At 46.3% G+C, this 20,816-nt stretch carries 13 protein-coding genes and 1 pseudogene; 4 read left to right on the top strand and 10 right to left on the bottom strand.

Annotation, left to right across the window (positions count from 1 at the left end):
- Positions 1-346 precede the first annotated feature (346 nt).
- Complete coding sequence (locus tag QUF61_RS14800) at positions 347-1,426, top strand: hypothetical protein (RefSeq protein WP_289682386.1); 1,080 nt, start codon at positions 347-349, stop codon at positions 1,424-1,426.
- A gap of 45 nt (positions 1,427-1,471) precedes the next feature.
- Here the strand turns inward: QUF61_RS14800 and QUF61_RS14795 are convergent, their stop codons facing one another.
- A complete protein-coding gene (locus QUF61_RS14795; protein WP_289682385.1) occupies positions 1,472-2,134 on the bottom strand; it encodes an SMI1/KNR4 family protein in 663 nt (220 codons plus the stop codon).
- Between the two features lie 167 nt (positions 2,135-2,301).
- Between QUF61_RS14795 and QUF61_RS14790 the strand changes: the two genes are divergently transcribed.
- Positions 2,302-3,159, top strand: coding sequence for a hypothetical protein (locus QUF61_RS14790; RefSeq protein WP_289682384.1), 858 nt, complete (start codon positions 2,302-2,304; stop codon positions 3,157-3,159).
- Between the two features lie 36 nt (positions 3,160-3,195).
- Here QUF61_RS14790 and trhP read toward each other — a convergent pair whose 3' ends face one another.
- The 8 genes from trhP to QUF61_RS14750 all read right to left on the bottom strand — a co-directional run bounded on the left by trhP (position 3,196) and on the right by QUF61_RS14750 (position 16,723).
- Positions 3,196-4,530 carry a prephenate-dependent tRNA uridine(34) hydroxylase TrhP gene (gene trhP, locus QUF61_RS14785; protein ID WP_289682383.1) on the bottom strand — a complete coding sequence of 445 codons (1,335 nt, stop codon included), beginning with the start codon at positions 4,528-4,530 and terminating at the stop codon, positions 3,196-3,198.
- A 74-nt stretch (positions 4,531-4,604) separates the two neighbouring features.
- A complete protein-coding gene (locus QUF61_RS14780; RefSeq protein ID WP_289682382.1) occupies positions 4,605-5,399 on the bottom strand; it encodes a thiazole synthase in 795 nt (264 codons plus the stop codon).
- Between the two features lie 143 nt (positions 5,400-5,542).
- Entirely contained in the window at positions 5,543-7,282 is a 1,740-nt protein-coding gene (locus tag QUF61_RS14775) for a tetratricopeptide repeat protein (protein WP_289682381.1), read from the bottom strand.
- A 200-nt stretch (positions 7,283-7,482) separates the two neighbouring features.
- Positions 7,483-11,793, bottom strand: coding sequence for a response regulator (locus QUF61_RS14770; protein ID WP_289682379.1), 4,311 nt, complete (start codon positions 11,791-11,793; stop codon positions 7,483-7,485).
- A gap of 274 nt (positions 11,794-12,067) precedes the next feature.
- Positions 12,068-13,468, bottom strand: coding sequence for a YecA family protein (locus QUF61_RS14765; RefSeq protein ID WP_289682378.1), 1,401 nt, complete (start codon positions 13,466-13,468; stop codon positions 12,068-12,070).
- Positions 13,461-13,970, bottom strand: coding sequence for a ferritin family protein (locus QUF61_RS14760; protein ID WP_289682377.1), 510 nt, complete (start codon positions 13,968-13,970; stop codon positions 13,461-13,463). Before QUF61_RS14760 ends, QUF61_RS14765 begins: the two co-directional genes overlap by 8 nt.
- Complete coding sequence (locus tag QUF61_RS14755; RefSeq protein ID WP_289682376.1) at positions 13,967-15,784, bottom strand: FAD-dependent oxidoreductase; 1,818 nt, start codon at positions 15,782-15,784, stop codon at positions 13,967-13,969. The genes QUF61_RS14760 and QUF61_RS14755 overlap by 4 nt, the downstream gene beginning before the upstream one ends.
- A gap of 42 nt (positions 15,785-15,826) precedes the next feature.
- Positions 15,827-16,723, bottom strand: coding sequence for an Rpn family recombination-promoting nuclease/putative transposase (locus tag QUF61_RS14750; protein WP_289682375.1), 897 nt, complete (start codon positions 16,721-16,723; stop codon positions 15,827-15,829).
- A gap of 122 nt (positions 16,724-16,845) precedes the next feature.
- Between QUF61_RS14750 and QUF61_RS14745 the strand changes: the two are divergent.
- Positions 16,846-17,094: pseudogene (locus tag QUF61_RS14745) on the top strand (type II toxin-antitoxin system Phd/YefM family antitoxin); the annotation flags it as partial.
- Between the two features lie 480 nt (positions 17,095-17,574).
- Here QUF61_RS14745 and QUF61_RS14735 read toward each other — a convergent pair.
- Entirely contained in the window at positions 17,575-17,889 is a 315-nt protein-coding gene (locus QUF61_RS14735; RefSeq protein WP_289682374.1) for a helix-turn-helix domain-containing protein, read from the bottom strand.
- Between the two features lie 233 nt (positions 17,890-18,122).
- Between QUF61_RS14735 and recD2 the strand changes: the two genes are divergently transcribed.
- Positions 18,123-20,615, top strand: a complete 2,493-nt coding sequence (gene recD2, locus QUF61_RS14730) for an SF1B family DNA helicase RecD2 (RefSeq protein WP_289682373.1) — start codon at positions 18,123-18,125, stop codon at positions 20,613-20,615.
- Positions 20,616-20,816 lie beyond the last annotated feature (201 nt).

The raw sequence follows: 20,816 nt of genomic DNA, 5'->3' as shown, positions 1-20,816 counted from the left end.
GGCACTAAACGACTTGCTATAGGTAGGTTATGGCTGATTTTTGGTTTTTTTCATACGATCAGGCTGTTTTTCCTGGTTTATCTCTGAATTTTATAATTTGACTTGGCTGAGGAAATAGAACAATAGTGTTGTTTTATATTTTTAATTTATTGGCTGTCTGCTAATTTTAACTTTTTCTAATTTTAACTTGTCTGCTAATTTTGCTAATTTGTGTGAAATGAAAAAACATTTATTATGTATCAGTATTGCTCTGCTGTGTCTGTGGCTTGCCTTTTACTCCGTGGAATGGCATCCATTTTCCTTTGCGGGGTTGCTAGTAAGCGGAATCCTGCTGTATTACTGCGCGATGCCAGCCAATAAAGAACTCACAAGCTATTTGCGCATCTGTCTGGGTATTGTTTATTTCGGTTTGTTTATGCTATGGCTGGAAGGCGGCGAAGTATCTTATCAAGCTCAGAAACAACTGTCCGTCTTTAGCGGCCCGATTCACAACCTGGAAATCAGTGAATCCGGTTCCAGCTCGCGTGGCAGTGAGGGACGCGCCTGGATTAGTATTACAAACGAGTTATTAGAATTCCATGTTTCCATTTCCGCTGCGCTCATTCCTGACAAAGGGGCGCTGCTGTTTCAGCATTTACGCCGGAAAGAACCGATTACTATTTGGTGTTTGCCAGACTATAAAACCATGCGCTGTAAGGCTCGCCAACTGGTCTACAAGGGAAAGTTGATATTTTCCAGCAAACAGTCTGCCGCGGCGCAGGCAAAACGCCGTGCCGGCAACCGTTTTTGGGCATACGCAACGATTTTATTCGGTATTTTTTGGGTGCTGGTGGTATTTTTCATCTACCAGTACAAATCAAAATGGCTGCAAATACAACTGGAACCCAAGCCGTCCTCATCCGTAGAACATCCCCGAAAGCGGTATAATGGACTCATTAGTGCGCTAGTTCTGCTGCCGTTGCTGACGGAAATAGGCTTGTTAATATGGCTCGAACACTTCCCGCAACAAATTTTTCATCTTGCTGCTTATTATCTTATTAGCGCAATGGTTTTCGGTGCCTTGGCGGCATTCTGGCTGTTGCCGGAAATTCGCAAAAGCCTTTGGCTATTAGCGCTGCTGTTGGGTGGCAGCGCAATCTATGCGGGGTTTACAGTTTATAGCCTGATTTTGTTCAGCAATATGCTGATAGCACCGCAAACACCGCTGCTCTACGAAGGTAAAATTGTACAGAAAATACACCATCCACCAGGTGGGCGAAATCATCATCACAAGTACCGCATCACCCTGGACAGCACCGATGAATACGGCTTCGACTTGCATTTTAATATCTCGGAACAACAATACAAGCAACTACGCATGGGTATGAACTACCGCCGGGAAATGACTCGCGGCGGCTTGGGAATCGCCTACCGTTTGCGTTGGTAAAGAACGGGAATGAATTAAAAACTGCTCGAGTGCCTACCTCGTCCCTTAAAGTGTTTTCCGCCACGCTTGCCAACACTGACTCGGCAACACCGTCATATCTGCCCCGGCGGCAGTGAGCATTTTCTTCAGGTAATCACCCCAATACTCGCTACGTTCAATCAGATAGCTTTCCGCTGCTTCTTCTTCCAAATCATCATCAAGAAACAAGTCAACCAAATCCATTTCATCATAGAGTTTTTTCATCAGCCAAAGCTCAAATGACGGTACTTCAGGACGCACCAGGCGTTCCAGGTCGTCATCATCATGGCTGAACTTACAGATCAAAAACTCATTATCCAAAGTACGACTGGTATCAAAACAATACAGATCAGAAGAATACTCAGGTTCACAAAAAGCCAGAAAATGCGTGGGTTTGAGCGCATAAATGTGGCGATAGTTTTTATCGCTATCAGCGGTCCACCGCAGTTCCCCGTCATATAATGCAAAACCGCATTCCTCTTCAACATATTCCAGCAGTTTGGCGCAGGAGAATATCTGCATGCTGCATATTTTTGCACCATCCCAACGCAAAAGAAATTCACAATAAGAAGGTGGCAGAATGATACCCAGTTTTTCTTCAACTTCAGTGATGCGCGTCTCATCAGCACCTGGCGCAAAGTCAGAAAATTGCTTGGCATCGTTGATGAGTTCTTGTAGCCAGTTGTACATGGTTTATCCTTTTTGCGTTTATTCACATCTTTATAAAACTTCAAGCCCGTATGTTTGCACCTGTGCGACATTTGAGAATTTATCAGTATAATTTTTCTAAACAGCACCGGTTTATAGCGGATAATAGTACAATGAAAAACAGGATAATTTAACCCTAAAGGTAGCTCATGATGTACACACGAATTTTATTTATTTTGGCTTTGTTCACCCTGAATGCCTGTGTTATCAATTCGCCCGGCGGCATTATTCGGGGAGGCTCCGGCTGTGGTGCGGATAATAGTGATCACGCCGTGCAGTGTCGCATCAAGCAAAAGCTGAAGCCGGTGGCAAGCAAGGCGGCATTGGAAAATAATATCCGCCAGGCTTTGAATAATAATGAACTGGAAACGGTTAAAGCCCATGTGGCATTGGCTGATCGGCTTTATATTGCAGTTGATCAACAACTGCGGGAAACCTATTATCAACGCCTTAACCAGCAGGGAGAAACCATGACGGCTTCTTATTCTGCCAAGGAATTGATGACATTGACCAACCAGTTAATCAGCGGTAAATCAATAAATATTGTTGAGTTTGGCTTATCGGTAATGGGTTTTGCGGCAGGTGCCAGTGAATACCTGTTGCCGCAAAAGATGGTGGAGCCAACCAGGGTTGGCGTATCCGTGCTGCAACAAGGCTTGCGTAACCGGGAAATTTCCAGCAATTTTTACACATTGATTAAACAGGTCTTTTCCGAAGCCATCAATCCCACCGGCATAAAACAGTCATGGGCAAACAGCAGTTGGACTGACAAACTATCCGATCCTTATACCAGCCTGTTGGCACAGAATCTTGATTTGGATAAGTTTTCCAGCCTGTTCCTGCCAATTTACCGCATGCAACAAAATACCTCATTAGGCGGTGCGGTGTTGATGCTGAAATATGTCAACGATTTGGAGAGTTTCAAAAAAGTGGAACAGCTTACCCGTATTTTCAAGGATGGCGCACCGGCAGTGCTGGATTTTCTGGGGACGGGGGCGTATCAGTGATGGTTGCCTTATCCATGTTGTTGATGCCAGACAAGTTTAAGCAACCGGCTCCCGCCAATCCTGTTTCAAATCACGCAACAATAGCCCATAAGCAATATCTTTCACCTCAGCCGGTTTTGGAATCCAGACGATATGCCCGGAACCTTTTGCCACCGTGATATTCTGACGTTCTTTATCTTGCATGGCTTCCAGGCTAAAATTGTGACAGAATCCCGGCAGCATTAATTCAAATTGATCGCCCACTTCAAAGTGGTTTTTCACATCCACTTCCAGCCAGTCTTCATCAGCGCTGAGAATTTCGCCAACAAATTGCTGGCGGTCGCTGCGGGAAATGCCCTGCTCGTAATTCTGATATTCCTGCGGCAGATGGCGGCGGTAGAAACCTTCGGTATAGCCCCGGTTGGCCAGATTTTCCAGTTCATCCATCAAGCCAAAATCAAAGCTCTTGCCAGCCATTGCATCATCAATTGCGTGCCGATAGACTTGGCTGGTGCGCGCTGCATAATAATGAGATTTGGTGCGGCCTTCAATTTTCAGACAATCCACGCCAATGTCGATTAACTCCGCCACATGCTGCACCGCCCGCAAATCTTTGGAGTTCATGATATAAGTGCCATGCTCATCTTCAAATGCTGGCATGTATTCGCCAGGACGATTGTGTTCTTCCAGCAGGAATACTTGATCCGTGGCCTGTGCTGCCGTCGTTAAAACAGGCTGGGCGATCTGTATATCACCGGTCTCATCTTCGGCGGCAGGATGCGCTTTATAATCCCAGCGACAGGTATTGGTACAACTGCCTTGATTGGGATCACGGTGGCTAAGATAGCCCGATAATAAACAACGCCCGGAATAGGCAATACACAAAGCACCATGAACAAATACTTCCAGTTCAATATCCGGGCATTGCTGACGAATTTCCTTGACTTCATCCAGCGCCAGTTCGCGCGATAGAATCACCCGGCTCAAGCCCAGTTTTTGCCAGAACTGCACTGCTGCGTAATTCACGGTATTGGCTTGCACCGATAAATGTATCGGCATATCAGGCCAACGCTCGCGCACCCACATAATCAAGCCTGGATCAGCCATAATCAGCGCATCGGGGTTTAAGGCGATGATCGGTGCTAAGTCATCCATAAAGGTTTTCAGTTTGCTGTTGTGCGGAGAGATATTCGCCGCCACAAAAAACTGTTTGCCCTGGGCATGGGTTTCCGCTATGCCCAGCGCCAGATTATCCATGTGATTAAAATCATTATTACGCACTCGCAGGCTGTAGCGCGGCTGTCCGGCATACACTGCATCCGCACCATAAGCCAGTGCATAACGCATATTTTTTAAAGTACCAGCCGGGGCCAGGAGTTCGGGTTTTTTCATGTTTAACCTGAGTTCGGCGCAAGCTTCTTTCAGCCGTTATACGGCTGAAAACCGCTTCCACCTCACGCTAATCCTTAGAAAAATAAGCCATCAACAGGAGAAGAGGCACTGGCATAACGTTTGCGTGGCATACGTCCCGCCAGATACGCTTCACGTCCGGCTTCTATGGCTTTTTTCATTGCTGAAGCCATTAATACCGGCTGTTTGGCAGCAGCGATTGCAGTATTCATCAACACCCCGTCACAACCTAATTCCATCGCCACGGCAGCATCGGAAGCCGTGCCTACGCCAGCATCGACAATAATTGGCACGCTGGCATTTTCAACGATGGTCAAAATATTCAGCGGGTTGCGGATGCCTAAACCTGAGCCAATCGGCGCGGCTAAAGGCATTACTGCCACGCAACCGATTTCTTCCAGGCGCTTGGCAATAATCGGGTCATCATTGGTATAAACCATGACTTTGAAGTTATCTTTCACCAGAATTTCAGCAGCTTCCAGCGTGGCGGTAATATCCGGGAATAAGGTTTTCTCATCTCCTAATACTTCCAGCTTAACCAAATCATGACCATCTAGTAATTCCCGCGCCAGTTTACAGGTGCGCACGGCGTCAGCCACGTTATAACAACCTGCGGTATTGGGCAGCAGGGTGTATTTTTCTGGAGAAATCACATCCAGTAAATTCGGCTCATCCTTATTTTGCCCGATATTGCTGCGGCGAATGGCAATGGTCACGATTTGCGCACCACTGGCCTGCGTCGCCTCGTCAGTTTCCTGCATATCTTTGTATTTGCCGGTACCAACCAATAAGCGGGAGTTATATTCAACACCTGCGATATTTAAGGGGGTTTCTGTCCGCATTTCAGACATGGTTTATTTTCCTTTTAAAAAGCGCTGATCATACACGGTTTGCCTTTTTTCAGGTATGGTTATGACGTGCAATAATCTGAGTAAGGAATAAAACAACGGATAAAAAGACACGTTAAATACATTAGTTATTTACTGACCGTTCCTTAATAAGTCAGTAAAACCTGCTGCTTGAGCTGTACTAATGCGGTGTTATTTGGCGCAATGGCCAGCCCTTCATTGAGCAAAGCCATGCACTGTTGCAACTCACCCTTATCAAATTCTTTCTGGGCCAGTGTTACATAACGCTGCGCGACCTGTTGCAGCCCCTGGTGGGCCTTGTCATTGTCCGGGGCTTTTTGCAGTATCTGGCGATAGGTTTCATAGGCATTATTACCGGGTGGTGAGGTTAAACGATTGGCGCTCAGTTGTTGACTGGCCTTTGTTAACAGACTGCCTATGGGATCTTTGAGTTGTCGGTTCAGTGTGCGTTGGATACCAAGCAGCCTTTTATGTTTCGGTCGCGCTTTCAGTCCCCGTTGAATTAATAAGCGCGCATCATTAATACTGCCGTCTTTTAAGCTTCTGGCAGCTAAGGTTGCATAAATATCTGCAATTTTTTTCAATCCCGCCAATGCCTTGCGATTTTTGGGATCAAAAGCCAGTATCGCTTGATAGCTGTCATAGGCGTTGTTATTTTTAGGTGTGCTATAACGCCTTTTTTTCATTTGTTTGTTAGCGATTTTCAGCCGACTTTGAATCAGGGCTTTACGCAATTGTTCAGGGACGGGGTGAGGCGTATTGTTTTGAGTATTTAAGTGCCTGATTTTTTCATAAGTCTCCCTGGCACCTTTAAAACGGCCTTTGACAATCTGTTTTTGCCCTTGTTCCAGATATTTTTGCATAATCGCATTAAATACCGTATTGGCTTTTTGTTTATCTAATGTCAATAAGGTTTCCCAGGTTTCCTGGGCATTATCGCCTATGGGTGAGGTCAGGCGCATCCGCTGTATCTGTTTTTCTGCTTGCGCCAGTAATTGTTCCGCTTGTTGCAAGGGTACAGGCATGGTTGCTGGCATCACTTCCTTCGCGTCCATTTCCTGACTTGCAGGGAGCACTGTTTGTGCTTCGCCAGTTTCTGCGGTTATTTCTGTCGTTGCCGCAATCACCGGCTTATCAGCCACCGTCGTTGGCTGAGTTTCGGCAGCAGTCTCGGTTGCTGTCGGTTCAGGTGGTGATAATATCCAAGTCCCCGGTTTTGCCGCAACGGGCAACGGTTTGTCTGCCACGGCAATTTCTGCAACGACCCGGGGCTGATTGTCCTGACTGTTAGCCGGAGCGACCATTGGCAATACAGGTTCTGCGGGTGGCTGTGCTTGCGCTGTATTTGCCGGTGGCGTTTCTCTACCGGGCTTGGCTATTTTTGCGGGTGGCTCATTGAGCACAAGCGGACTTGGCTCAATGGTTTTTGCTTGTATTTCTTTGGCGGCTGTAACTTTTTGCGCTACGGGTACTGGCGCAGTTTTTTCTACCACGGGTGGTTTTTCTATGCCTGGTTGCTTTGCAGGCTTAATCGGCGGCGGTGCAGCAGGTTTATTTTGCTTTGGCGCATCAGTTTGAGATTGTGCTGGCGGTGTTGCAAGCACTGTTTTGGCAGGTGTGGACTGGCTGGAACCGGTTACAGGCGTTTCTTTCTGAGCCTCAGGTTGCAACCAGGAAAACAGCAAATCAAGCGGTAGCATCTCCATCCGCCAGGCAAACCAGGCACCGGCGCTACCTGCTACCAACACCAGAAGTAATAACCATAAACCCAAATGGGATTTAGGCTTTTGCTGGCGGCGTGGTACCGGCGTAAAAACATATTGATGTTTAAAATGTGGGGAAGTAGTTTTTTTCTTAACAGACATAATCTAAAATTATCCGGTATCCCGAAGTAATAAACAAGTTTAGGAACGAGGATTTTATAATTCCCGAAACCAGGCTGGCCTTTTTCTCCGTTTTCTGCGTTATGAAAACAGTTACATAGCTTGCTATGCGCCTGTTTTCAGGCCTTGAAAATGAATAAAAATCCTGCGCCCGGTTTCTGTATTTATTTTATCCTCACTCCTTACTGATACAGCCACACCCGCAATAAAGATAATAATTTATCCGTCTCTACCGGCTTGGCCAGATAATCACTGGCTCCCGCTTCAATACATTTAATACGATCACCTTTCATGGCTTTCGCCGTTAACGCAATAATGGGTAGTTTGCGATAATGGTTTTTTGTGCGGATTTCGCGCATGGTTTCATAACCATCCATTTCCGGCATCATAATATCCATGAGTACCAGCGCCGTATCCGGGTTATCATCCAATTGCTTCAAGCCATCTTTGCCATTGGGTGCCATAATCACATTCATGCCCTTAGCTTCCAAAGCGACGGTTATGGCAAAGCTATTACGCACATCATCATCAATAACCAGTACTTTTTTCTGGCTTAAAATGGCTTCTTTATCATGCACCATACGCAACATATTACGTTGTGCTTCTGGTAGTTTTGCATTAATGCCATGCAGAAATAAAGTCGCTTCATCCAGTAGTCGTTCAGGAGAGCGCACCGCTTTAATATTCAGACTATTCCTATACTGTTGCAAAGCATTGTCTTCAGCTTCTGTTAAATGGCGTTCAGTATAGATGATAATGGGCATTTGCATTAATTTTTCATCATCGCTGAGCTGTTCCAGCAACTGCATTCCCGTATCGTGTTCCACACTGATATCTAATACAATACACTCATATTCCTTACTACACAGCAGCCTTAAAGCATCTTGCTGGGTATTCGCCTGGGTACAATTCACCTGGGCATTACTGATGACCTCCAGCACGTTCTGAGCATGTTGTTCACTGTCGGTTACCAGTAATAAATCTTTCACGGTTTTGTTAATAAAATACTCAATTTTTTTGAACACTTCACTTAAATCACCCATACTCACAGGCTTGATTGCATAACCCACCGCGCCCATTTTGCGTGCTTCCTGGTGGTCATCGCCGCCGGAGACAAAATGCACTGGAATATGGCGGGTACTGGGATTGTCTTTGAGTTTTTCCATCACCGTCCAGCCATCAACCTGTGGCAAACCCACATCCAGCATAATGGCACTGGGTTTAAATTCTTCTGCCAGTATCAACCCTTCCCTGCCATCTTCAGCAAGCAGGCACTTAAAGTCTTTTTCCTGGGCTAAATTCATCAGGGTTTTTGCAAAAGCATGGTCATCTTCAATAATCAACAGGCTTTTATCCTCATCACTTAACTGCTGTCGATCATCAATGATGTAGTTTTCCTGGGGTTCAGGCGTGAAGATGGGTGTTGCCTCAGCCTCTGGGGTCGCCTGATATGCTGATTCAATGGGTGAAACAGAAGCAATGGCATTGTCATCGCCATCGCCTTGGTTTAAATCAGTTCGGGCAATTTCTTCCGGCAGGTAAATGATAAACCGGCTGCCTGCGTTTTCCTTGCTGTGGATTTGAATTTCTCCCCCCATTAACTGTACCAATTGCCGGGAAATTGATAAACCCAGCCCGGTACCACCAAAACGTCTACTGGTAGAACCATCAGCCTGTTGAAAGGCTTCAAAAATGACTTTTTGTTTTTCCCTAGGAATGCCGATACCCGTATCAGCAACGCTAAATACAATCGTTTCAGCAGGATTCAAACCACTGCGGGATAAATCCTCATCAGTATCAGGGCGGCGCATATCGAGCGTAATACCGCCTTGTGCCGTAAATTTGAAAGCATTGGAGAGCAGGTTGTTAATAATCTGATGTAAACGTTGTGGATCAGTATGAATGAACTCGGGCAGCTTATTTGCCTTTTGCATATTAAAATACAGGCATTTATTTTCAGCCACATGGCGAAATTTTTGCTCCAGCGTTGTAATGATCTTATCCAGCTTAAGTTTTTCTGGATGCATATCAACCTTACCCGCTTCAACTTTGGATAAATCAAGAATCTCATTAATCAAGGCCAGCAAGTCATTGCCTGCACCGTGTATGGTATGTGCGCATTCAATTTGTTTATCCGTCAGATTGCCATCTTTATTCGTTTCCAGTAATTGTGCAAGAATCAGCAGACTGTTAAGCGGGGTACGCAGTTCATGCGACATATTCGCCAGAAATTCAGATTTGTATTTACTGGCCAGTTCCAGATCTTCTGCTTTGCTTTGAATGGTTATCCGCGCTTCTTCTAATTCTGCATTCTTTTCTTCCACCGCTTGTTGCTGGCGCTCCATTTCCCTACCACGTCTTTCTAAAGTTTCATTGGCTTGGCTGAGCTCTTCCTGCTGCGCTTGTAACTCTTCAGTTTGACTTTGCAATTCTTCATTGGTGTGCTGCATTTCCACCTGCTGAGCTTGCAACTCCTCGGACTGCGTCTGGCTTTGTTCCAGCAACTCCTGAGTGCGGCTACGTGATTCAGAGGCATTCAAGGCAATAGCGATACTGGGCATGGCTTGTAGCAGAAAGTCACGCTGCAAGCTGCTGAAATTGTTATTTGAACCCAGCTCAATAACACCTTTAACCGTATCTTCATATAAAAATGGCAGCAACATGACTTCACTGAGTATCACCTGAGCCAGGCCAGATTGGTTGATGCGGGTGGATTCTTCCTGGCTGTGATGACGTACAATCGGCTTGCGTTCCAATACCGCCTGCCCCACCAGTCCTTCGCCGATATAAAATTTATGTGCATGACTGTTATCATCATGCAGATAGCCGTAATCCGCAGCAACCCGCAAATAACTTTGACTGTCATCATCTTTTTCAATCACGTAAAACAAGCCAATTTGCAGATCAAGATAAGTGACCAGAAAATCAATACTATTTTTTGCCAAAGTACGAATATCCTGCTCTCCGCGCAAACGTTCGTTCAACTGTGCCTGCCCTGTTTTCAGCCAGTTCTGGCGTTCATTTTCTGCTGTTGCCTGCGCAAGTTTGGCTATGCTGTCCTCCAGGGCATTTTTAATCTCAACAAAATCACCGGGAAACCTGCCAACCACTTCAATCTGACGCTCACCTTGCGCGAGCTTACGCAACACGGTATTGGTTTCAATAATAATCTCTCGCAGATTTTTCACCATGTCATTGGTAGCTGCGCGGGTTAGCGCAAAATCACCAACAAAACCGGCATTAGCATCAATACGCGCTTTAAGATCGCCCTGTGCGAGGCTGCTTAATGCGTGTCCGGAGACTTGAATAATACCGTGCAGGCTTTGCATCATTTCCTGCATAGCCGTATAGACGCTATCCTTGTTGCTGCTGGCTGTAATGGTGTGCAAATTCCCCTTGGCAATATTGTGCGCCAATTGCTGAATCAGCATTGGATCGCCGCCTAATTGGCGTAAAATATTGTAGGTTACGGCACTGCCCAGTAATAACACCAGGATAAACATACCGACACCAACGCTGGAAACCTGCTTAATGAAATGAATAACCGGGCCGCGCATCTCATATTCGTGAATTTCTACCATCAAGGCCCAAGTCTGATCAAAGGCTTTCATTGGCATGAACACTGCTGCAACCGGATGTTCATTATCCCAGTCGGAGGTGATTTGCCTGCCAGATTCCCCTTGCAGCGCCCGACTGATTAGGCTTCTGCTTTTCCCATTTGCTTCGATTTTACTGATAAGTGAAGTTTTCAGGCTGATGCCAGCATCTTGATGACCTGAACGCAGCTTATAGTCCGGCCCCACCAGATAAGCTTCTGAGGTTTCACTCAAACTAATGGCTTCATGTGTCAGTTGATTGATTTTTTCTGTGTCAATTCGCACGATCAGAATCCCGCCCTTGGCGGTTTTACCAACTTCCAGGGGGAGCGCAAAAAATGCGGCAGGCACGCCTTTAAGCGATGGGTACAGAGAAAAATCCTCGAATATGGCTTGTTGTTCTGCCAGGGCGCGTTGATATGCGCGGGCCAGACCGGTGCTGGCAAGTTCAGGATCTTTTTTCAGGTTCTTGCCGAAGTTTTCACCCTGCTGCGCGGAATACACAATATCACCGCTGTTTGTAATCAGATATAAATCCTGAAAATTTATTGTATGATTTTTCAAAACGGGTGCATAGTCTTGCAGGGCGGTCTGATACTTGGTACTGGCAAAACCCAAATCAGGGTCAAGGCCAATGGCCTCAAATTTATCGAAATAATCGTAGACCGAGGGCAATGAAGCGGCAAATATCGCACTTTCAGAAAAATTACGAAATAAGCGCTCCAGTTCTGCTTTACGGCTCATTGCAGCGGCTTCCAACTGGGCATAAGTGCCAGCCACCAGAGAATCAGTGGCAACCGATACACTCCACAGCCCGACCGCCAACACTGGCAATATTGCAGCCGTCAGGGTGAGAAATATCAGTTTGGTTTTTAATTTGAAATGGATACCGCGCATATGATGATTCCTTTAAATGTAACCGTTCAAACCCTCATTGTAGATTTCGCTGCGGAATTCGCTGCGGAATTCGCTGAAATACGCGGAATGGATTAACTTTAGGTTTTTTTCTGTGTTTTCCGCGTATTCTGCGGCAAAAAATAATTGGGGAGTCAGATTGTTTCTCTCCTGGGAGGCTGCCTGAGAACTCAGTTTTTTAAAAAATCTTAACTCATTGATAAGTAATGAGTTAATTTTAGAGAAATCACTGATTTTGCTATTCTCGGACAACCTCTTAGGGAAAGTCCTGAAATGCAGTTGCAGCAATATCAGATTTCAAAAACTCCGGCCACAGTTGATCGCGCCATTCTCTTAACCAGGATTGAATATCCGCACACTCATCTTCGCGTATGGCATTGTACTGCGCTAGATATTCGGCAAACCAATACAAGGCGCTGAACATGGATAAGCTGCGGGTTACATCCAGAGAAAAGAGATCCTTACAAGTCTTGGAGATGGTTTGCTCAGTCAGTGTTTTGGTAAAAATAAAGGGGTGTTTCGGGCGTTTGCCATCAGGGGTAATCGTATTGATATAGCGCTGTACCAGTTCCTGGTAATATTCCGCCTTAATCCAGCCGATGCCTTTTTCACGGTGTAAATAACCCATGAAATTCTGTTCAACGCGGGCGTAATAAACATAAATGTTGTCTTCACTAGCGAACGTATTAAAAAAGGCTGCATCCAGAGGTTCCAGGATATCCTGAAAATACTGTTCCAGACCTTCCGGTTCCAGAAAGCCATCCTTAAAATCAATATTTAATTGTCCCAGGGTATGACTTAGCTCGCGTAAATCCGCTGCTGCATAAGCCTTATCCAGATAAGGCGCATAATAAGTCATCAACAAAGGTTCCAAAATGGAGTCGCCATTGAAGATTTCTGAGGAATGTGTCACGGCATCATAGGTTGCGTGCGTCACGTCCGCGACCCAATCCGTACAATCGTTGGCTCGGAGAAATTCCAGCAAGGGGAACAGCATATCAACCTCACTGGCACCATATTCCTTAAACCGCTCCAGGTAAGCAGGAACCTCATCAAAACGTTGCTGCGTGACCAGGTACTGAATCATCGTTGGATCCAGATAAGCAAATTCTTTTAGGTAAACTTTTGGAAACTCAAGATTCAAGCGTTCTAAAGCAGCGATATAAGTCTCGACTTTACCCTGCTTGGATAATGCAGGTTCAAGATCCAGTAACATTTCTACCGGCTCCAGATTTTCCAGTAATGCTGGATGCTGATTCATGAAGCTTTCCAGATGTTTTATCTGGGCTTCCGGGTCATCATAGTCCTCAAGCTGCGCCCACCATTGGTCAACAATTTGTTGCTGGTCTTCATCAATCTCAGGGGTGCTCTTATCAACTTTTTTAAGATTAACCGTTTGCTGTGGCGAATGCGCTGTTTTTTCGTCAGCATCACCCACCTCCTCCTCATCATCATCTTCCCCATGATCTTCCCAGTCGTCCTCCCAATCATCTGTCCACTCATCTTCTTCCGGCACCTCTTCTTCCGGCACCTCTTCAAACAGGCTGTCGGGGTTATTTTCCAGCTGTTGTTTTTCCTCGTCCCGACCCAGACAACATTTTTTGTACTTCTTGCCACTGCCACAAGGACAGGGCGAATTTCTGCCAATTTTACTCATGAGATAAATACACCAATTGATAATAACGTTTTTCCAGTTCTTTTTTATGCGCCAATTCTTCCTGTGCCAGCCAGGTAAAAGTGTCTTTTAAAACTGCATTTGGAGATTCCTGCGCCAGCCCGTCATATTGTTCCATCGCCGCATGTTCGCGACCAATGGCATATTGCAGGATGCTTTGATCATCGGGATTTTCATCCAGTTCCGGCATGTGGATGTAATCTGAAAATTTATGATCATTTTCTGGCGTTTTAATACGTTGCGCAATCACTGCGCGCACTGCGGGATTATTTTTCAAATCCTCAAACAACAGGCAGTGTTGCTGCTCTTCCTCAGCCAGTTCTTTAACCAGTGGGCGCAGGCGCTTACTGACTTTTTCGGTTAAGGCGCTGTAAAAAGCATAAGCGGTTTGCTCAAAACTTAATACGGTTTCCAACACTTCTGCCAGTGTTTGTCGTGCTTTTAACTGCTCATAACCACTGCCTTCCGGGTTTATATCACTCATGAGGATACTCCTTTTAAACCATTGATACTGGCTTGCAAACAGGCATGAATACTGGCGGCAACCTGATGCCCACCGGCAATGGCGTGAATCACGTCCGGGCCTTTAACCATATCCCCCGCCGCCCATAACCAAGGCTCGGAAGTCTGTCCATTATTATTGATAACAGGACGACCGCGCTGATCCCATTCCAGCCGCTCAATCAAATCTTCACCCAGAAAATCAGTCTGCGCCACCTGACCAATTGCTTCCACCACCATTTCCGCATCATGCACAATAATATTTTCTTCATCATATTGTGGATGGAAACGCCCCTGCTCATCAAAAATTGACACGCAATGCACGGTTTCCAAGCCGGTAAGCTGGTCTTGTTCAATAGTGCAAACCCGGGGGCCACGGCTGTTATATAAAATAACGCCTTCTTCCTCTGCTTCCCGCACTTCTGCCGGATCCGCCAGCATCTTATCTTCAGGCTCCAGTGCGGTGATGGTGACATCCACCTGATTAAAAGCCTGTTTTTGTAAACGTGCCAAAGAGCGAGCAATGTCAAACGCCACATTACCACCGCCAATCACCACGGCTGATTTTGGTAGTTCAAAGTCCTGTTTTCCGGTAATGCGGTGTAATAAATCTACCGCAGAATACACGTCCGCATGTTCAGAGCCGGGAATGCGGGTGGAACGACCGCCGTGCAGACCAATGCCCAGCATAACCGCGTCATAGTCCCGTTCCAGTTCCGCCATTTGTATCTTGTCACCAACTGCGCTGTTGCAGCGGATGTCCACGCCCATGGCTTCAATCACCGCGACATCTTCATCCAGGCGCTCATAAGGCAGGCGGTACTCAGGAATGCCCCAGCGCATCATGCCACCCGGTTTGGCAAAGGCTTCAAACAGGGTGACGGCATGGCCTGCGCGCGCCAAATCATAAGCGGCAGTCAAACCAGCGGGGCCGGAGCCAATGATTGCAACCCGTTTGCCGCTGCTTTGCTCGGCCTTGCCTTCAGTAGCAATTTTTTTTACCACTTCATGGGAAACCGAGTCCATCGCATAACGTTTCAGCCAGCGAATACTGACCGCTTCACCGCGCACGCTGATGGAACAGGCCGTTTCACAGCGATGGGTACACACGCGCCCGCAAACATGGGCCAGCGGGTTGGTTTTATAAATCTGGCGCACGGCTTCTTCCGCATCACCTTCCCAGATGGCGCGAATATATTCCGGCACATCCATATGCGCGGGGCAGGCATCGTGGCACATGCCGCATTGTATGCAGCGTGAAGCTTCAAACACAGCAGTTTGTTTAGTGAAACCTTCAACAATTTCTGCAAAGGAGTCAATGCGGACATCGGCTGTCATTTCCGGCATGGCCTGACGTTTCAAGTCCAGTAAATCTGCATCATCAGATTTTGACCAGCCTTTGGGATAATCCAAACCGTGTATGCCTTTTTCATCGGGCAGGATAAAAAAGCTGTCCAAATCCTGATCAATATGCACATATTCCCGCGACAAGGCCAAAGAACCGCTAGGACAAATATCCACGCACAGGCTACACCAGCAGCAGCGTCCGTAATCAATCGCCGGACGCAGGGCTTTAATGCCCTGCACCGGATTTTCCGGCAGCCCTTTAATATCCACCATATGAATGGCCTTGTTATCACAAATGCTTTCACAAGTGCCACAGCCGATACAGGCATCCCAATCATTGACATGGAAGCCTCGATAATTGGGCGCAGCAGGGCGCGGTTCTATCGGTAGCGTCACTGGATCTCTGGCTAATTGACGCAAGGCTTTAAGTGGTGTCAGAAAACTTTTCATATCGGTTCCCAGATGAATATTATTGTGGGCCACTCTGTTGTATTAAGAGATGTTAGCAATTTCTGCTTTTGAAAGTCCGGTTAATTCAGCAATAGTTTCAATTGCCATACCTTGTTGTTGCATCTTTTTAGCCATTGCAAGTTTTTCAAGCTGGTTTTTGGCTCGCTCCTGCTCAATCCCTTGCTCAATCCCATTTATTTGACCAAGCACATAGGTGGACTGATAAATACTGGCATCATGATGGAGTTTAGTCTGATACAACTCATAGTCCTGACGATCACTTGGATTCATTTTCAAAACATCCAGTTTTTGTTTGGCCTCTTGTAAGCCTTTTGCCTTAAAATTATCCTTAATCTCTTCATTCTTCAGAAAATAAACCCATTCATCCAGCCGATCTTTAGCAATATCATCAAAATTTTTAACATTAATTAAATAATATTCAGGGTATAAATCTGCAATTTGTTCAGCCGGGTAGAGTTTTTGCTGGGCTTTACTAAGTGCTAGCTCAGTGTGTTTATGCAAACCGATAAAATGCGTTGTACCATGGTAGATATAATCATCTCCTGTGCCTAACTCATGGTATAAAATATTCACCGAAATGATTTTTGTAACATCGGCATAGGCAGCACCTTCTGGAAGATGTTCAGTGATGACCTTGCAAGCACCATATAAAATACGCTGAAAATAGTCCATTTCCCGCGAATATTGCACTTCGATAATCAGGATTTTACCTTTGGCATCTCTTACCTTGATATCTACCCGGTTGTATTTTTCTTCTGAAGTCTCTTTGTTCGCTTCACTTTCCAGCACTTCGAGAATGGTGATATCAGTGAACAACAATTCGCTGAGAAAGCCTTCAAGAATGCCAAAATTAGCTTTACTACGGAGGACTTTTTTAATTGCCCAGTCAAAACTGATTAATTTTCGTTTTAGCGTCATAATATTTCTTTGGAGCGGGAATTTCATAAGAAGCTTAACTGTTTATCCCTGAAAGTATAATTTATTTTCCTGCAAACGCTACTTTTTTCCGAATCCGTTAGCATCCCCCGAGCGTCAACAAATTTAGAGACAATTTGAAAAGCTTTGTGGAACAGGTCGTTAATCAACATATACCGATTAAAGTCACGCGCCGCGCCGGGGAAGATTTTGTTGTGGTGAGCGCCAATGACTGGGAGCGTGAACAGGAAACGCTCTACGTCCTGCAAAACAGTGATTTAATGAAACAAATAGCCGCTTCCATGAAAACCCATAGCAATAACAATGGATATAAACCAACAGCCGGGGAAATCGATGAAATCACTGGTATTTGAAGGCAATACCTGGTCGGTTTACGAAGCACTCAGGGAGAGAGATAAAAAACTACACAAGGCACTTTGCCACGTATTAAGGAGTGAGAATTTTACAACTTCAGCAACCTGGCTGGTCTTTTTCTCCATTTTCTACGTTGTGAAAACAGTTACATAGCTTGCTATGCGCCTGTTTTCACGCCTTGAAAATGAATAAAAATCCTGCGCCCAGTTTCTGTATTTATTTCATCCTCACTCCTAAAAGAAATGCCGCGTGATAATCCCACCACCGGCATCGGCAAGCCTGAACCCTTAAAACATAATCTTTCCAGCCTTACGCCCCATACGATATATAGATTTTCAGGTAAAGAATTTCTCGAAGAGCCAACGGATAACACCCCTCCGAAGGGGGGGTATCCGTAAAACATTGACCTGAAAATCTATAGCGGGTAAAAAATACACTTTGCTGCGTTCCAGTGCAGGTTTGTAACCTGCACCAGAATGTTATAACTCGGCAATATGCGCTAATGTTTCCGGGTACCGTTGTACTAGCTTTAATAGTGTTACAGCCTGACCATTTGGTGCACTACGACCCTGTTCCCAGTTCTCCAGCGTTCGTGCTGAGGTGTGTAAAAGCTGAGCAAAAACACCGCGAGATAAATTGAAATGCTCACGGATGCCCACAATTTCTGATGGGGTGATATTCAGGTCATGGACATCGCTTGCCTTGTGAGTCCGCAACGTCACCTTACCCTCTGAATGCGCTTTAGCTTCAGCCAGTGCGGAGCTAAGTTCTGCAAATAAATCACGACTGCTCATTGCGCCATACCTCTACAAATGCTTTCAAATAACGTTTTTGATCGGCTGTCACAAAGATGCTTGATTCGACAAATACACTGTTCATGACAAAAGTATACGCAAGACACGTATGGGTAACAAGAGGGACTTGATGAAAGCGTTATAACCCGCCCAAGTCATATAAAAACACCACAACATAGCGCATCAGCTTACATCAGTGTAACATTAACGCAACTTCCCAAACCCAAGCCATCATGCACACCATCACCGAAACCCTCACCGGCATTGTCAACCGAGTCACCTACCACAACCCCGACACCGGCTGGTCGGTTCTGCGTGTGCAGCCCTTCAACGCACCGCAGCAACAAGAAACAGTAACCGTCCACCAAACCAAAGTCTTTGCCGGGGCTACTATGGAATTTCGTGGTTCCTGGACGATAGATCACAAATACGGTCGCCAGTTCAAAGCCCTTGAGGCCATTGAAAAAAGACCGGCGACAACGGCGGCGATTGAAAAATACCTGGGTTCCGGTCTGATTAAAGGCGTCGGCCCCAAAACCGCCAAGAAAATCGTCAAACACTTTCAGGACAAAACCCTGGAAATATTTGAAAATGAGATTCACAGGCTCACTGACGTTGCCGGCATCGCCAAAAAGAAACTTACCATGATTGAACAAGCCTGGACTGAACACCGGGCCATCAGAAATGTCATGATATTTCTCCAGGGGCATGGCATCAGCACCCTCTTTGCCGTGCGGATTTACAAAGAATACGGCGACAAATCCATCGCCACCGTCACCGAAGACCCCTACCGTCTGGCCAATGACTTTTACGGCATCGGCTTCTTCTCGGCGGACAAAGTCGCCCTCAGCATCGGCCTGTCGGAAACCAGCCAGCAACGCATGATTGCCGCAATTAAACACGTCCTCGCCGCCAGTCGGGAACAAGGCCACTGCTTTCTGACCGAAGCACAAATAAACGCCGGAATCATCGAACTGATTGAAATGAACCTTGGCGAACAACTCCCCGCCTACCTTGAACTCATGCAGCAGGACAACCAGCTCAGAACCCGCCAACTCAGCAAAGAAGATACCGAATATACCTGCTACTATTCCAAGACCCTGTTCTATGACGAAGCCACGGTTGCCAAAAAACTTCAGGAAATAAAACAAGACATAGACACTGAACCGGAAAGAATCGCAAGCTGGATTACCCGCTACTGCCAGCACAAATCAATCTCACTCAGTGAAGAACAAGCCGATGGCGTAAAAGGCGTTGTCCAACACCCATTTGCAATCCTCACCGGCGGCCCCGGCTGCGGCAAAACCACCACCACCCTCGTCATTGTCCGGCTGCTGGAAGCGATGAAGAAAAAAGTCCTGCTTGCAGCGCCAACCGGGCGGGCCACCCAGCGCATGAGTGAAGTCATTGGCAGAGAAGCCAAAACCATACACCGCCTGCTCGAATGGAAAAATGGAGAATTTCAGAGAAATGAAGAAATGCCGCTGGAAGCCGACTTCCTCATTGTTGACGAATGCTCCATGCTCGACATCAGCCTGACGGCATCCCTGCTCAAAGCGATCCCCCCGGACTGCCAAGTGCTCTTTATCGGCGACCCCGACCAACTCCCCTCAGTTGGCGCTGGCAACGTCATAAAAGACATCATCGCCTCCGGCGTGATTCCCTGTTATCGCCTCACCAAAGTCTTTCGTCAGGCGCAAGCCTCCCTGATTATCAAATACGCTCACCAGATTAATCAGGGCCAAACCCCCTACATAGACTCACCCTTTAAAAAACCAAGCATCTGGCAGGATGGCACAGACTGCCTTTTTCTTGACTCAGACGAAGCCAGCAAAGAACAAATCAGCTTTATCACCCGCGTAAAACGCCACTTCGACTGGAAAACCGCAGAACTGGAAACGCTGGCATCCGCTGAAGACAGCCCTTTTAAATTCCGCATCCAGGAAGACATTACTTCCCCCTACGAAGCGGAATTTATCGTACCCAATAAATTCAAACACGTTGACCTGGAAAAACTACACAAAACCGAAAACCAGGTGAATGCGCTAAAATCTGTATTAAAAAAAGTACACCCCTGGTCATCGCTGCATTACGGCCTGTCCGCCATCGACATCGTGGTCAAACTCTACCTGGAATGGATACCCAAATATCACGGGCAAGATACCGAGATTCAAATTCTCACCCCCATGACCCGTGGCAGCCTTGGCACCGCCAACCTGAACAAAGTCATACAACAAGTCGCCAATCCCCCCATGAATGGCAAAAGCCAACTCAAAGTCGGAGAAAAAATCTTCCGAGAAGGCGACAGAGTCATCCACCGCCGCAACAACTACGACCTCAACGTATTCAACGGTGATATTGGAAAAATCACTCAAATCGACAACGAAGACCTGACGGCCATTGTCTCCTTCTACCCGGATAACAGAGAGGTCTACTACAAAAAAGAAGACATCATGGAACTTGACCTGGCCTACGCCATCACCATCCACAAATCACAAGGTTCGGAATTCAAAGCGGTGATTATCCCCGTCCTCACCCAGCATTTTAATATGCTCTACCGCAACCTCATTTACACCGGCTTGACCAGGGCAAAACAACTGGCGGTGTTTGTGGGTACCAGAAAGGCATTGTCTATGGCGATAAGGCAGCAGGATACCAGTCAGCGGCAGACGGCTTTGGAGGCGTTGATACAGGAGAGGGCTGGGAGCAACAAAGCGGCCTTGTGAAAATATTATGGCTTGTGGAAGCTGGAGCTTCCAGGGACTGTGTCCCCGTTTTTCCCATTTTTTCGTTTTTTGGCGAAGCCCAACATTCGGCCTTATTGGGTTTCTTATCGTCAGCCTAATCTAATTTGGGTATATTATTTCGTGAAAATCAGCTAAATTGTACAAGAAAGCATTTGAAATTCTAAGCGAAAGCGCTATTAG

The organism is Candidatus Venteria ishoeyi, from assembly GCF_030378065.1.
GTDB classification, from domain to species: domain Bacteria; phylum Pseudomonadota; class Gammaproteobacteria; order Beggiatoales; family Beggiatoaceae; genus Venteria; species Venteria ishoeyi.
This window is presented reverse-complemented; position numbering and strand designations above follow the sequence as displayed.

Excerpts from the sequence above, each read along its gene's own strand:
- QUF61_RS14800 (WP_289682386.1), top strand. The coding sequence starts at position 347 with ATGCCAGCCAATAAAGAACTCACAAGCTATTTGCGCATCTGTCTGGGT.
- QUF61_RS14795 (WP_289682385.1), bottom strand. The coding sequence starts at position 2,134 with ATGTACAACTGGCTACAAGAACTCATCAACGATGCCAAGCAATTTTCT.
- QUF61_RS14790 (WP_289682384.1), top strand. The coding sequence starts at position 2,302 with ATGATGTACACACGAATTTTATTTATTTTGGCTTTGTTCACCCTGAAT.
- trhP (WP_289682383.1), bottom strand. The coding sequence starts at position 4,530 with ATGAAAAAACCCGAACTCCTGGCCCCGGCTGGTACTTTAAAAAATATG.
- QUF61_RS14780 (WP_289682382.1), bottom strand. The coding sequence starts at position 5,399 with ATGTCTGAAATGCGGACAGAAACCCCCTTAAATATCGCAGGTGTTGAA.
- QUF61_RS14775 (WP_289682381.1), bottom strand. The coding sequence starts at position 7,282 with ATGTCTGTTAAGAAAAAAACTACTTCCCCACATTTTAAACATCAATAT.
- QUF61_RS14770 (WP_289682379.1), bottom strand. The coding sequence starts at position 11,793 with ATGCGCGGTATCCATTTCAAATTAAAAACCAAACTGATATTTCTCACC.
- QUF61_RS14765 (WP_289682378.1), bottom strand. The coding sequence starts at position 13,468 with ATGAGTAAAATTGGCAGAAATTCGCCCTGTCCTTGTGGCAGTGGCAAG.
- QUF61_RS14760 (WP_289682377.1), bottom strand. The coding sequence starts at position 13,970 with ATGAGTGATATAAACCCGGAAGGCAGTGGTTATGAGCAGTTAAAAGCA.
- QUF61_RS14755 (WP_289682376.1), bottom strand. The coding sequence starts at position 15,784 with ATGAAAAGTTTTCTGACACCACTTAAAGCCTTGCGTCAATTAGCCAGA.
- QUF61_RS14750 (WP_289682375.1), bottom strand. The coding sequence starts at position 16,723 with ATGACGCTAAAACGAAAATTAATCAGTTTTGACTGGGCAATTAAAAAA.
- QUF61_RS14735 (WP_289682374.1), bottom strand. The coding sequence starts at position 17,889 with ATGAGCAGTCGTGATTTATTTGCAGAACTTAGCTCCGCACTGGCTGAA.
- recD2 (WP_289682373.1), top strand. The coding sequence starts at position 18,123 with ATGCACACCATCACCGAAACCCTCACCGGCATTGTCAACCGAGTCACC.